This is a genomic window from Streptomyces sp. NBC_01288 (genome assembly GCF_035982055.1).
Lineage (GTDB): Bacteria > Actinomycetota > Actinomycetes > Streptomycetales > Streptomycetaceae > Streptomyces.
Genome location: NZ_CP108427.1, coordinates 8,771,388 through 8,785,444, shown reverse-complemented (window position 1 = coordinate 8,785,444; position 14,057 = coordinate 8,771,388). Strand labels below are relative to the sequence as shown.

The 14,057-nt window shown below is 71.2% G+C and carries 10 protein-coding genes; 7 read left to right on the top strand and 3 right to left on the bottom strand.

Going from position 1 to position 14,057, the window contains the following annotated elements; genetic code table 11:
* Positions 1-14 precede the first annotated feature (14 nt).
* A complete protein-coding gene (locus OG194_RS39560) occupies positions 15-1,223 on the bottom strand; it encodes an MFS transporter (RefSeq protein ID WP_327405532.1) in 1,209 nt (402 codons plus the stop codon).
* A 111-nt stretch (positions 1,224-1,334) separates the two neighbouring features.
* Here OG194_RS39560 and OG194_RS39555 point away from each other — a divergent pair, with 111 nt between their 5' ends.
* Entirely contained in the window at positions 1,335-2,660 is a 1,326-nt protein-coding gene (locus OG194_RS39555) for an aminotransferase class I/II-fold pyridoxal phosphate-dependent enzyme (RefSeq protein ID WP_327405531.1), read from the top strand.
* Between the two features lie 21 nt (positions 2,661-2,681).
* Here the strand turns inward: OG194_RS39555 and OG194_RS39550 are convergent, their stop codons facing one another.
* The gene (locus OG194_RS39550; protein ID WP_327405530.1) at positions 2,682-4,658 is read right to left on the bottom strand and encodes an acetoacetate--CoA ligase; all 1,977 of its coding nucleotides are present in this window, start codon (positions 4,656-4,658) and stop codon (positions 2,682-2,684) included.
* A 214-nt stretch (positions 4,659-4,872) separates the two neighbouring features.
* Between OG194_RS39550 and OG194_RS39545 the strand changes: the two genes are divergently transcribed.
* On the top strand, positions 4,873-7,239 hold the full coding sequence (locus OG194_RS39545) for a glycoside hydrolase family 31 protein (protein WP_327405529.1): 2,367 nt from the start codon (positions 4,873-4,875) through the stop codon (positions 7,237-7,239).
* A gap of 2 nt (positions 7,240-7,241) precedes the next feature.
* Here OG194_RS39545 and OG194_RS39540 read toward each other — a convergent pair whose 3' ends face one another.
* On the bottom strand, positions 7,242-7,778 hold the full coding sequence (locus OG194_RS39540) for an NUDIX domain-containing protein (protein ID WP_327405528.1): 537 nt from the start codon (positions 7,776-7,778) through the stop codon (positions 7,242-7,244).
* Between the two features lie 235 nt (positions 7,779-8,013).
* On the opposite strand from OG194_RS39540, the gene OG194_RS39535 reads away from it, so the two are divergent.
* From OG194_RS39535 to glpK, 5 genes are all read left to right on the top strand, one after another.
* A complete protein-coding gene (locus tag OG194_RS39535; protein WP_327407355.1) occupies positions 8,014-8,439 on the top strand; it encodes a Zn-ribbon domain-containing OB-fold protein in 426 nt (141 codons plus the stop codon).
* A complete protein-coding gene (locus tag OG194_RS39530) occupies positions 8,436-9,626 on the top strand; it encodes a lipid-transfer protein (protein WP_327405527.1) in 1,191 nt (396 codons plus the stop codon). The genes OG194_RS39535 and OG194_RS39530 overlap by 4 nt, the downstream gene beginning before the upstream one ends.
* A gap of 100 nt (positions 9,627-9,726) precedes the next feature.
* Positions 9,727-11,379, top strand: a complete 1,653-nt coding sequence (locus OG194_RS39525) for a GGDEF domain-containing protein (RefSeq protein WP_327405526.1) — start codon at positions 9,727-9,729, stop codon at positions 11,377-11,379.
* 334 nt (positions 11,380-11,713) lie between these two features.
* Positions 11,714-12,439, top strand: a complete 726-nt coding sequence (locus OG194_RS39520; protein ID WP_327405525.1) for an MIP/aquaporin family protein — start codon at positions 11,714-11,716, stop codon at positions 12,437-12,439.
* Positions 12,440-12,530: 91 nt separating this feature from the next.
* Positions 12,531-14,042, top strand: coding sequence for a glycerol kinase GlpK (gene glpK / locus OG194_RS39515; protein WP_327405524.1), 1,512 nt, complete (start codon positions 12,531-12,533; stop codon positions 14,040-14,042).
* Positions 14,043-14,057 lie beyond the last annotated feature (15 nt).

Sequence of the window (14,057 nt, the reverse complement as noted above, 5' to 3'; positions counted from 1 at the left end):
CTGTGCGCGGTCGATCATTGCTCACTCACAGTAACCGGCACCACTGACAACGGCGTCCGAGCGAGTGGCTCGCGGACCAGGCGGTGTTGAATCATGCAGGTCAGAGCGATGGCGGCGCCGAAGGCGGTCCAGCCGAGCGGGCCGGTGGCGATGGCCGCGGTGACCGCGAGTGGGCCGATGCTGCGCTGGGTGGACTGGGCGAGTCCGTGCACGCCGAGGTAGGCGCCCTGGGCGGTGTCGGGTGCGAGGGCGACGGAGAGTTCCCACGAGATGGTGGCGTGGAGCATCTCGGCCATGGTGAAGGCGACTGCGGAGGCGGTGAGGAGCACGATCGCCGTGGCGGCTCCGCCGGTGGCCGAGAGCGCCAGGGTGGCGCCGCCCAGGGCGAAGGCGACGGAGAGCGGTCTCAGCAGGTTGCGGGTGGCCGCTGTCGTGGTGGCGAAGCGGGCCAGGGGGACGATGAGCGCCACCACCATCACGTTGTTGAGGACCATCAGCAGGGGTGCCAGGCCGTGCGGTGCGTCGCTGGCGTGGGCGATCCAGAGTGGCAGGCCGACCTTGAAGATTGCGTCGTCGAGGAAGAGGACGGTCTCGGTCGCGACGTACGCGAGGTAGGTGCGGTCGCGCCAGGGGTTCGGCGGCCTGCTCGCGGGTGGCGCGTCCTTCGATGTCGCCACGGTGCGCTGTGGCGACAGGGGTTCGCCGCAGCCCACGGTGAGGGTCGCGACCGCGACGAAGGAGAGGGCGTCGCCGAGGAGGAGCCAGTGGTAGGCGGCGGTTGTGCCGAGGGCGAGGGCGGCCGCGGCGGTGAGACCGCCCAGGGCCCAGCCCGCGTTGGCGGCGGTTCGGCTGATGGCCTGGTAGCGGATGCGGTCCGGGCCTGCGACGCGGGTGGCGTAGAGCTTGGTGAGCACGTTGGCGGCGCGGTCCCCGAAGCCGCCGGCGGCCGAGAAGACGATCAGCAGGACGTAGTTGTCGGTGGTGAGCAGGGCGAACGAGGCCAGGGCGCGCAGGAGTTGGAGGGCGACGAGGACACGGGTGAGCGGGAACCGGTCGGCGAGGCGCCCTCCCAGGGGTGCGCCGGCGATGCCGATGGCCCCGGCGATCGCGGCGAGGGTGCCCACCTGGGCCACGGAGAGGTGCGAGACGTAGGTGAAGTACAGGACGGACACGGAGGCCCACAGGCCGCTGCCGGTGCGGTCGACGAGGGCGATCGCGAGCATTCTGCGGCCGTCGCGTCCTCCGGGTATGCGTTTCGGCCGTACGGCTGCGCGACTCGTCCTGCCCACTGTTCCCCCTTGCGTTGAATTATGTATTGATACATAGTTATCGACGTGGCAATACAATATGGGATCAGTGGTACGACGGCCAAGGGGATTGCCGCGTCCGTCGAACGGCGTGTGGCTGAGGGCGCGTTGGGGCCCGGTGCCGCGCTGCCTCCGGTGCGGCGGCTCGCGGACGGGCTCGGGGTGAGTCCGGGGACTGTCGCGACGGCGTACAAGGAGCTGCGGCAGCGGGGCATCGTCGTCACGCGCGGGCGGGGCGGGACGGTGGTCGCGCCGGCTCCGGCGGTGGCGTCGCGGCGGCCGCCCCGAGTCCCGGACGGCTTGCGGGACTTGGCCGGTGGGCACCCCGATCCTGCGTTCCTGCCGGCCCTGGTGCCGCCCTCGCGGCTCTCCCCCGGTGCGCGGTCCCACCGGTCGACGCCTCGGCTGGCGCGGTTGGAGGAGGCCGTACGGGAGTGGCTTCGGCCCGACGGTGTGCCCGTGGAGCACGTGACCTTCGCGCACGGGGCGCTGGATCTGATCGGGCGGCTGCTGTCCGTGGAGTTGCGGCCCGGGGACGCCGTGGCCATGGAGGACCCCGGTTATCACCATCTGCTGGATCTGGTCACGGCGTTGGGGCTGCGGATGGTGCCTGTCGCCGTGGACGACGAGGGCATGCGTCCCGATGCCCTGCACGCGGCGCTGCGGGTGGGTGCGCGCGCCGTGGTGTGCAGTCCCCGGGCGCAGAATCCGTACGGGGGCTGCTTCTCGGCCGCGCGCCGGGACGCGCTCGTCGAGGTACTTCAGGATGAGCCGGAGGTGCTGGTCGTGGAGAACGATCACGCGTCCTCCGTGGCGGCCGCTCCCTTGTGGTCGCTGACGTCCGGTGGGCTCTCGCGCTGGGTGCATGTGCGGACGGTGAGCAAGTTCCTCGGCACCGACCTGCGGTGGGCCGCGGCGGCCTGTGATCCGGTCACGCTGGCACGGCACGACGGGCGGATGCTGCTGACGTCCGGCTGGGTCAGTCATCTCCTCCAGGAGACCGTCCACGGGCTGATGACGGACGACGGCACGCGCGCGTTGGTCACGCGCGCGCAGGAGGCGTATGTGCTGCGCCGGGAGGCCCTCCGCAAGGAATTGAGCGGGCGGGGAATCGAGGCGCACGGGGCGAGCGGCATGAACCTCTGGGTGCCCGTGCGTGACGAGTCCGCTGTGGTCAACGGGCTGCGGTCGTACGGCTGGTGGGTCGCCGCGGGGGCGCGGTTCCGGCTCGCGTCCGAGCCGGGTGTACGGATCTCCGTCGCCGAGCTCGAACCGGCCGACGCGGTGCGGCTGGCCTCGGACTTCGCCGCTGTGCTCGGCGAGGGCGAGTCCGAGGCCACCTATGGAGGGTGATCGTCCTCTACGGGAGGGCGATCAGGCGCGTTTGCGGGCGAGGTCCTCGTAGAAGCTCAGCAGGTCGAGGTTGTCGATGGAGCCCGGGTTGACCGCCTTCTCCAACGGGGTGCCCTGGAGCAGGCGTTTGACGGGGACCTCGATGCGCTTCCCGGTGAGGGTGTGCGGGACGCCGGGCACCTCGATGACCTCGTCGGGTACGTGGCGCGGGGAGAGCTGTTCGCGGATCGTCTGCTTGATACGGCCCAGGAGGGCGTCGTCTAGGACCGCTCCAGGGGCGAGGTGGACGAAGAGGGGCATCCAGTAGCCGCCGTCGGGCTGTTCGATGCCGATGACGAGGGATTCCTTGATCTCCGGGAGCCGTTCGACCGCCTCGTAGATGTCGGCCGAACCCATGCGCACGCCTTGCCTGTTGAGCGTGGAATCGGAGCGGCCGTGGATGACGACGGAGCCTCGGGAGGTGACGGTGATCCAGTCGCCGTGGCGCCACACTCCGGGGTACGTGTCGAAGTAGCTGTCGTGGTAGCGGGTTCCTTCGGGATCGTTCCAGAAGTAGATCGGCATGGACGGCATGGGGTTGGTGACCACGAGTTCGCCGACCTCGTCGACCAGAGGTTCGCCGTTCGGGTCCCAGGACTGGAGGTCGGTGCCGAGGCCGGGGGCCTGGAGTTCGCCGATGTACACGGGGAGGGTCGGTACGGCTCCAGCGAAGCAGGAGCAGACGTCCGTGCCGCCGCTGACCGAGGCGATCCACAGGTCGGCCCCGCTCTCTGCGAACTCGTCGTGCAGCCAGCGGAACCCGTCCGGCGGCAGGGGTGATCCGGTGGTGGCGACGCACTTCACCTTGGAGAGGTCGAAGTCGCGGGACGGGTGCACGCCGGCCTTGCGGCAGGCCATGACGTACGCGGCCGAGGTGCCGTAGAGAGTCGCCCCGGTGCGTTCCGCGATGCGCCACTGGGCGCTGACGTCGGGGTACCCGGGGCTGCCGTCGTAGAGGACGATCGTCGTGCCCGTCAGGAGGCCGGAGACGAGGAAGTTCCACATCATCCAGCCGGTGGACGTGTACCAGAAGAAGCGGTCCTCGGGGCCCAGGTCGCAGTGCAGACCGAGTTGTTTGAGGTGCTCTACGAGGATGCCGCCCTGGGACTGGACGATGGCCTTGGGGAGGCCGGTCGTGCCCGAGGAGTAGAGCACCCACAGGGGGTGCTCGAAGGGGACCTCTTCGAAGACCGGCTCCACGTCGGCCGAGGTCAGCGACGACCACTCCAGGGCGCCTTCGGGGGCGTCGGTTCCCAGGAGGGGGATGTGGACCACGGCGCGCAGGGTGGGGAGTTCGCGGCGGAGTTCGGCGACCGTGTCGCGGCGGTCGTGCTCCTTGCCGCCGTAGCGGTAGCCGTCGACGGTGAACAGGACGACCGGTTCGACCTGTTGGAAGCGGTCCAGGACGCTGCGGGCGCCGAAGTCGGGGGCGCAGGACGTCCAGACGCCGCCCACGGCGGCCGTGGCGAGCAGGGCGACGACGGCCTGCGGGATGTTGGGGAGGTAGCCGCTGACGCGGTCTCCGGGGCGTACGCCGAGGGTGCGCAGTTCGGCGGCCAGGGAGCCGACCTGGCGGCGCAGCTGCGACCAGGTGACCGGGCTCGGCTCATGGGTCTCGTCGACGTACAGGAGGGCCGGTTCGTCCGCGCGGGTCGCCGCGGCGCGCAGGGCGTGTTCGGCGTAGTTGAGGGTCGCTCCGGGGAACCAGTGGGCGCCGGGCATCGAGCGGTCGCCGAGCACGCGCGCGTAGGGGGTGGAGAACCGCACGTCGAACCACTCGGTCACGGCCTGCCAGAACGTGTCCAGCTCGTCGACGGACCAGCGGTGCAGTGCCGCGTAGCCGCCGTCGGAGGGGGCTCCGTGGTGTGCGGCCGCCCAGGACTGGAATTTGGTGACCTGTGCCTGGGCGATGCGTTCCGGATCTGGCTGCCAGAGCGGCAGGGGGTTCGCGGTCGACATGGGGCGGCTCCCGGGACTGTGCGCGTCGTGTGCGTCGGTCGCGCACGTGCGGGGGTGTGCGCGTGACGCGGCTGACACGGACGATGCCACGTGATCGACTTCTGCACCAGGGCGCGCTCCACATAGTCCGTGTCGTGAAGATGTGGTCCCACCACGGGTGAACGGCAGTTGAACGACACGGTTATCCGGGGCTTGTAATGGCAGGGTGAGCAGCATGGACGGTCGTGACCTGGTGCGTTCGGTGAAGGTGGTCGGTTCGACGGGGGCGGCGCAGGGTTTGCGTACCGTACGGGCGGCGTGGCGCAGGAGGCGTGCCGACGCCACCGGGCTGCCCGCGCGCGGGGCCGAGCGGGCTCGGGTCCCCGGACCGGTGCGCGAGGCCGAGCCGGGACCCGGCGGCGGGATCATCCGGTTCAGCCGCTCCGAGCTGCGCATCACCGTCGCCGTGAACGGAGCCGTCTTCTGGGGCTGGGACGGGGCCGGTCCTGAGCCGTCGTACGCGCTCGGCGGGCGTTGCCCGGAGCCGGATCCCCGGGCGGTCCTGGAGCCGGACAAGGACGGCGGCTGGCGGGTCGTGGCGGAGCGGGTGACGGTCGTTGTGTCGCGGCACGGCGCGGTCGAAGTGCGTACGCCCGGAGGTGTGACGCTGCGCCGGGATCTGCCGCCGCGCTGGTGGGAACCGGTGGGCGGGGGCACGGCACGCTGGATGCAGCGCTCGGAGGTGGCGGCGGACGCCCGGTTCTTCGGGCTCGGCGGGCGCGCTTCGGGCCCCCGGCTGCGCGACGGGACGTACCGGCTGTGGAACACCGACCCCGGGCATGCCTTCGCGCCGGGTGACGATCCGCTGTACGTGACCATGCCGGTGCAGTTGGTGGTCGCCGACGCGGCCACGCATCTGGTGTTCCACGACACCTCCTGGGACGGCACGGTGACGCTGCGGGAGGGCGAGGAGGGCGCCGGTTCCGGGCACGACCGGGCCGGGGCGTCCGAGCTGCGGATGGACGGCGGTCCGCTGCGCTGCTGGGTCATGGTCGGCACCCCCGCGCGCGTGCTGCACGCCTGGGTCTCGCTCACCGGCGCTCCCGCGCTGCCGCCGGCGTGGGCGTTGGGTCACCATCACGCGCGGTGGGGTTTCGGCAGCGAGCAGGAGATACGGCGGATCGTCGCCGGCTACCAGGAGCGCGGTCTGCCGCTGGACGCCGTCCACCTGGACATAGACCACTACGACGAGCACCAGGTGTTCACCGTCGACCACGAGCACTTCCCCGAACTGCCGGTGCTCGCCGAGGAGTTGCGCCGCGACGGCATCCGCCTGGTGTCGATCGTCGACCCCGCTGTGAAGGCCGAGCCCGGAAACGCCGTCTACGACAGCGGGACGGCCGAGGACGCCTTCGTACGGGACGCCTCGGGGCGGCTGGTGCGGGGAGTCGTATGGCCCGGGGAGGCCGTTTTCCCGGACTTCACGCACGCGCGTGTGCGTGACTGGTGGGGCTCGCTCTACAAGGAGCGGCTCGCGCAGGGGTTCGCGGGGTTCTGGCACGCCATGAACGAGCCCACGTCGTTCACCGCCTTCGGGGAGTCGACCCTGCCCCGTTCGGCCCGGCACGACCTGGAGGGGCGTGGCGGCGACCATCGCGAGGCGCACAACGTGTACGCGCTGTGCATGGCCAGGGCGGCCTACGAGGCGTTGCGTGAACTGGCCCCCCAGGAGCGGCCGTTCCTCTTCTCACGCTCCGGGTGGGCCGGGATACAGACCTACGGGGGCACCTGGTCCGGCGATGTGGCCACCGGCTGGCCGGGGCTGCGGGCCTCGCTGTCGCTGGTCATGGGGCTCGGGCTGTGCGGGGTGCCGTACTCGGGTCCGGACGTGGGCGGCTTCGAGGGGAGTCCCTCGCCCGAGCTGTATCTGCGCTGGTTCCAACTCGGCGCGTATCTGCCGCTGTTCCGTACGCACGCGAGTCTGCGGGCGGGGCGTCGGGAGCCCTGGGAGTTCGGTGCCGATGTGCTGGAGCACGCGCGCGTGGCGCTCGTCGAACGGCGACGGCTGCTGCCGTACTTCATGACGCTGGCGCATCTGGCGCGGCGGACCGGGGCGCCCTATGTGCGGCCCCTGTGGTGGGGTGCGCCGGAGGATCGCGCGCTACGGGACCGCGAGGACGCCTTCCTGCTCGGTGACTGTCTCCTGGTGGCGCCGGTTCTCGACCCTGGGTCGGACCGGCGTGCGGTGCAGTTGCCGCGGGGGCGCTGGTACGACACGGAGACGGAGCAGGCCTATGAGGGGCCGGCCCAGATTCTGGTCGACGCCCCGCTGTCGCGGATTCCGGTGCTCGCGCGCGCGGGTGCCGTGCTGCCGGTGCGGGGCGCGGACGGCGGGCTTGAGCTGGAGGTGTGGGCGCCCGCCCGGGGGCGGACCGGGGGCGGGCTGGTGGTGCCGGACGCGGGCGACGGCTGGGACGAACCGGAGATCGAGCGGTACGTCGCCCGCTGGGAGGGCCGGCGGGTGGTCGTGGAGCGGGAGTTGGAGGACGGCGTGAGCGCGCCGCCCTACCCGGTGCGGTTGCGAGGGCTGGGTGAGGGCTGACCTCAGATGTACCGGCCCTCGAACCAGGCCTTGACGGCCACGGAGTGCAGCGGGAAGGCCAGCTCCTCGGGCCGGCGCAGGAGGTGCCAGCCCTCTGTCTCGTCGGTGGCGACGGACTTGGGGAGTCCCTCGACCGGGCGCTCGGGGAGGACGCCGAAGAGCAGGAGGTGCCCGTCGGGCGAGCTGATGGCGTCGACGAGCCGTACGTCGCGGGTCGCGGCGTCGATGCCCGTCTCCTCCCTGAGTTCGCGGACGAGGGCCTGTCGCCAGTCCTCGCGGTCGTCGACGTAACCGCCCGGCAGGGCGACGCCTCCGCGCGCGGGGGCGACGGTTCGGGTGATGACGACCAGGGCGGTGCCCTTCGTGTCGTACACGGGCTGGAGTGCGACGGCTACGGGCAGCGGGTTGCGGTACGCGACGGTGCCGCAGGCAGGGCAGGTGCGGGGCCAGCCGGAGACGCCCTCTCCGTAGGGCGATCCGCAGCTCGAACAGTGGGAGTTCGGCCCGGAGTTGGGGACGGAGGCTTGAGTTTCGGACACTCGGCGGACTGTATCCGATCAAGCGGAGGGCGTCTTTCCGGGGGCCGCGCGCATGAACGGGAAACGGCCGGAACCACCCCCGTGGGCCCCGGCCGTCCCTCCCGGTATCACGACGCCGTAAGTGGCTCGATGGTTCACCGAAACGCCCTGCTCATTTTCCGTTGCCCGTGGCACACTTCTGACGTTCCGTCAGATCCAGTGCTGTGGAGGGACGTTGTCACGGACACGCACACCTGTGGTCACCGATTGGTTCACCGGGGACGGGGACGACTTCCGGTTGCTCGGCACGCGCTGTTCCGCGTGCGCCTCGGTCTTCTTCCCGCGTGAGGACGGCCACTGCCGCAATCCGGCCTGCGGGGGCGGCGAGTTGGCCGAGCTCCCGCTGTCGCGGCGCGGCCGGGTCTGGTCCTACACGGACAGCCGGTACCGGCCACCGTCACCGTATGTGAGCGATCCGGAACTTCCGTGGGAACCGTACGCGTTGATCGCTGTGGAGCTGGAGTCCGAGCGGATCGTGGTGCTGGGACAGGCCGTTCCCGGGATCACCGTCGCCGATCTGACGGTGGGCATGGAGGTGGAGGTCGTCCCCGGTGTGCTCGGCGAGGACACGGAGACGACCTGGACGACCTGGCACTGGCGGCCCACGGGGGTGACGGCATGACGGCGGACGTGGCGGTGCTCGGCGCGGGCATGCACCCCTGGGGCAAGTGGGGGCGGGGCTTCGTCGAGTACGGGACGGCGGCGGCCCGGGCGGCGCTCGCCGACGCCGGGCTGGAGTGGCGGGACATCGGCTCGATCGTCGGCGCGGACACGGTGCGTGGCGGATATCCCGGGTATGTGGCGGGCGCGACGTTCGCGAAGGCGCTGGGCTGGCAGGGCGCCCGGGTGGCGAGCGTGTACGCGGCGTGCGCGTCCGGGGCGCAGGCCGTCAACGCGGCGCGGGCGCAGATCCTTTCGGGGCTCGCGGACGTGGTGCTGGTCGTGGGCGCCGATGCCGCCCCCAAGGGGTTCTTCCGGCCGGCCGGCGGCGAGCGGCACGACGATCCGGACTGGCTGCGCTTCCGGGTCCTCGGGGCGACGAATCCGACGTACTTCGGGCTGTACGCGCGGCGGCGGATGGCCCTCTACGGGGACACTCCGGAGGACTTCGCCCAGGTCAAGGTGAAGAACGCCGCCCTGGGGGCGCTGAATCCGTACGCGCGCTACCGCAAGCGGGTCTCCGCCGAGGAGGTCGCCGCCTCCGCGGTGGTCGCCGATCCGCTGCGACTGCTGGACATCTGCGCCACCTCGGACGGCGGGGCCGCCCTGGTGCTGTCCAGCATGGAGTTCGCGCGCCGGCGCGGGGCGGCGGACCCGGTGCGGATCCGCGCGGTGTCCACGGTGACGCCGCGCTATCCCAACACGGTGCTGGACCTCCCGGACATCGCCACGGACTCCGCGGCGACGGTGACACCCCCGGACGAGACGTTCCGGGCATCGATCGCGCGCGCGGCCTACGAGGAGGCGGGCGTCGGCCCCGAAGAGCTCTCCCTGGCCGAGGTCTACGACCTGTCCACCGCCCTGGAGTTGCAGTGGTACGAGGACCTGAGGCTGTGCGGCGAGGGCGAGGGCGCCAAGCTGCTCCGGGAGGGCGCGACGGCCCTGGGCGGGCGCATACCCGTGAACGCGAGCGGTGGACTGGCCTCCTTCGGGGAGGCGGTTCCGGCGCAGGCCATCGCCCAGGTCTGCGAGTTGACCTGGCAGTTGAGAGGCGACGCGGGTGACCGGCAGGTCGCGGGCGCGCGGGTGGGGCTCACCGCGAACCAGGGGCTGTTCGGGCACGGGTCGGCGGTGCTCGCCGTGCGGTGACCGACGGCACGCCGCGCACACGGTGTGATCGGCCCGCAAGGCTGCGTGAACGTCTTATGAACTGGGCCTGGGCGTACGCCGGTGACGTCATCATGCTGCCGTGCGCTCCTCGACGGACACTCTCCGCTTCGCCTTCCAGCCGGTGGTCAATCTGACCACCGGCGGGGTCGCGGGCATGGAGATCCTCGTCCGCCCGGAGACCGGGGACATCCTGGCCGAGGCCCGCCGCGACCCCGAACTCGACGGCAGGCTGGCCGTGTTGGCGGTCCGCGCCGCCGCACGCAAGGAGACGCTGCTGCCGCTGCACATCAACGTGTTCGCCGGCACCCTCGCCGACCTCGGCGGGCTCACCCCGCTGCACAGCGCGGTGCGCGAGGCGGGCCGGCTCCCGTGGGAAGTCACGATCGACATCGTCCCGCCGTACACGCACGTGCCCCAACGGGCGCTCCTGGAGGCGGTGTCCGAGCTGCGCGGCCAGGGATTCAGGATCTGCGCGGACGGCGTCGGCGACGGTGACGTACCCCTGCGGCTGCTCACGGACCTCGCGCCCGACCTGGTGAAGCTCGACGCGTCGCTGCTGGAGCGACCGGCCGCGGTGCGGGCGATGCGGACCCTGTGCGAGCAGTTGGGCGCCCTGCTGTCCGTGGAGGGCGTCGAGACCGAGACGCAGTGCGCGACCGCGCGGTCGGCCGGGGCGCAGTTGGCGCAGGGTGAGCTGTTCGCGCCGCCGACGCGGATCCCCGCGGCGGACGTATACGTTCCGCCCCGCGCCCCCGGTCTCGCGACGACACCGCCGTCGGGACCCTGGGTGCGGGAGTTCGTACGGCCGGCCGCGCTGCTGCCCGACACCGCGTCCGCCGGTCAGGTACGGGCGCTGCTGACCGGCTCGCCGGACGTGTCCGGGGTGGTCCTCGTGGACCGGGACGGGGTGCCGGTCCGCTCGGTGCACCGGTCGCGCTTCCTGCTGTCGATGTCGGGGCGCTACGGCCACGCCCTGTACGCCGACCGGCCCGCGGCCAGGCTCGGGGACGTACCGCGAACCGTGGGCGTCGACGCGACCGCCTGGGAGGTCCTGGACGTGGTCGCGGTCGGCGACCGGGACCGTACGTCGGACGATGTGGCGGTGGTCGACCGGTACGGGCGGTGTGTCGGCGTCGTACGACTCGCCGATCTGGTGCGGACATTGGCAGAGACGCGGGTGGAGGAAGCGGCGGGGCTCAATCCGCTGACCAGGCTGCCCGGTTCGGACGCGATCACCGGTGAGGTGGACCGGCGGATCGCGGACGGGGGGACGTTCGCGCTGAGTTGGCTGGATGTCGACCACTTCAAGCGGGTCAACGACGGGGCCGGTTTCGCGGCGGGCGACGAACTGATCCGCTCGGTCGGACGCGCGCTCCAGCTCGCGGTGACCGGGCACACGCGTGTGGGGCACATCGGCGGGGACGACTTCCTGGTGCTGACCGATCCGGAGGGGCTGGATCCGCTGGCCGCCGCCGTGCTCGACGTGCCATGGGAGGCGGGCGGCAGGGCCGTGACGCTGTCCCTCGCCACCGTCCTGTGTGTGCCGGGCAGTGTGACCGACCACCGGCAGGCGGCCACGTGTCTGGCGCCGCTGAAGAAGGCCGCGAAGGCGCTGGACGGCACGAGTTGGGTGCTGGGCCGGGCGGAGCGGGGCGAGTACGAGATCCTCCGCGGATCGCATGTGACGCCCGCACAGGCCCCCCGCACGGCCGTGGAGTCCCCCGGGCGCTGAGCGCGGCCCGGCGGCCTCCTGCGGGGCTCCAGGGGCCGTCAGGACAGGTGTCACCGTTGCCGTCCGCGACCTTGACGCTCCACAGGCACCGGTGAACACTTCCCGGTGTCGGTCGACATCGCCGTACATTCTCGGCGTACCAGGCACTGCGCCGCGCGGGCTCCGCCTGCGCTCAGGCCCACTCCCACGGGCGATTCGGCTGCGACGGCACGCTCGTCACGGACGCCGGGCGGGGCTCGGGACCCTCCCCGCCTTCGGCTGAAGTCGCCAAGGGAACCGCACCCTGCACGGAGGACCGGGGCCGACCGTCCCGGGCGAGGGCCTAGGAGCCGCCATGAGCAATGGAGACATATTCCTCGGTGAGGTCATCGGCACCGCGATACTGATCCTGTTCGGCGCCGGCGTGGTCGCCGCCGTCGTACTCAACTACTCGAAGGCCAAGGACGGCGGCTGGATCGTCATCGCGTTCGGCTGGGGCTTCGGCGTGATGGCCGGGGCGTACACCGCCGCACCGCTGTCCGGCGGGCAGCTCAATCCGGCCGTCACGATCGGCATCGCCATCGACACCGGGAAGTGGGACAAGGTCCCGTTCTACATCGCGGGCCAGATGGTCGGCGCCATGCTCGGCGCGGTGCTGTGCTGGCTGGTCTACTACGCGCAGTTCCAGGCCAACGCCGAGGAGGAGATGGCCCAGCCCACGCTCGGGATCTTCTCCACCACGCCCACGATCCGCAATGTCGTCGCGAACCTGATGACAGAGATCATCGCGACGATCGCGCTGGTCCTGCCGATCCTGGCCTTCGGGCTCACCAAGGGACTCGGTACGTCCGGCACGGCGGTGCTGGTCGTGTCCTTCCTGGTGGTCGGCATCGGTCTGTCGCTGGGCGGTCCCACCGGGTACGCCATCAACCCGGCCCGCGACCTGGGCCCGCGCATCGTCCACTCGCTGCTCCCGATCCCGAACAAGGGCACCTCGGACTGGAGTTACGCGTGGATCCCGGTGGTGGGACCGCTGATCGGCGGGGCGCTCGCCGGAGTCATCTTCAACGCAGCCTTCTGACAGCAGTGTTCGATCCGTCTTCCGAGAGCAGCCCTCCGAAGGACGGGAGCAGTCCTTCGGAGGATCCGAGGGACACGACAAAGGGGTCGTCATGACGGACAGGTTCGTCGCCGCAATCGACCAGGGCACCACCTCCAGCCGCTGCATCGTCTTCAACCAGGACGGCGCGATCGTCGCCGTCGACCAGCGTGAGCACCGCCAGATCTTCCCCAAGCCGGGCTGGGTGGAGCACGACGCCACCGAGATCTGGTCCAAGGTGCAGGCGGTGGTTGCCGGGGCGATCGCCAAGGCGGGACTGCGCGCCGACCAGCTCAGCGCGCTCGGCATCACCAACCAGCGGGAGACGACGGTCCTCTGGGACCGCGCCACCGGCAAACCCGTGCACAACGCCATCGTGTGGCAGGACACCCGCACCGCGGCCCTCTGCAAGCAACTGGGCGGATCGGACGGGCCGGACCGCTTCCGCGAGCAGACCGGACTGCCGCTCGCCAGCTACTTCTCCGGCCCCAAGGCGGCCTGGCTGCTCGACAACGTGCCCGGCCTCAGGGACCGCGCCGAACGCGGCGAGATCGCCTTCGGCACGATCGACTCCTGGCTGATCTGGAACCTCACCGGCGGCACCGACGGCGGCAAACACGTCACCGACGTGACCAACGCCGGGCGCACCATGCTGATGAACCTGGAGACCCTCCAGTGGGACCCGGCCATCCTCTCCGCGATGAACGTCCCCGAGGCGATCCTCCCCGAGATCAAGTCCTCCGCCGAGGTCTACGGCACCGCGGTCGGCCAACTCGCGGGCGTACCCGTCGCGTCGGCCCTGGGCGACCAGCAGGCCGCCGTGTTCGGACAGGCCTGCTACGACGTGGGCACGGCCAAGAACACCTACGGCACGGGCAGCTTCCTGCTGCTCAACACCGGGAACCGGCCCGTGCCTTCGAAGAACGGGCTCCTCACGACGATGGGCTACAAGATCGGCAGCGATGCGCCGGTCTACTGCCTGGAGGGATCAATAGCCATAACGGGCGCCCTCGTTCAGTGGTTCCGCGACCAACTCGGCATCATCCGCAACGCCGACGAGATCGAGACCCTCGCCGCGAGCGTCGACGACAACGGCGGCGCGTACATCGTGCCCGCGTTCTCCGGCCTGTTCGCCCCCTACTGGCGCTCCGACGCGCGCGGAGTCATCACCGGGCTGACCCGCTACGTCACGAAGGCGCACCTCGCGCGCGCGGTGCTGGAGGCGACGAGCTGGCAGACGCGGGAGGTCGTGGACGCCATGTTCCAGGACTCCGGGGTGCAGATCACCACCCTGAAGGTGGACGGCGGCATGACCAAGAACAACCTCCTGATGCAGCACCAGGCGGATGTCCTCGGGGTGCCGGTGATCCGTCCCAAGGTCTCCGAGACGACCTGCCTGGGCGCCGCCTACGCGGCCGGACTGGCCACCGGTGTCTGGAACGACCTGGACGAGCTCAAGTCGCACTGGCAGAAGGACGTCGAGTGGACGCCGTCCATGGAGTCGTCGGTGCGGGACCGCGAGTACCACAACTGGCGCAAGGCGGTGGAGAAGAGCTTCGGCTGGGAGGAGGAGGGCGACAACTAGGCACGCACGCGTGGC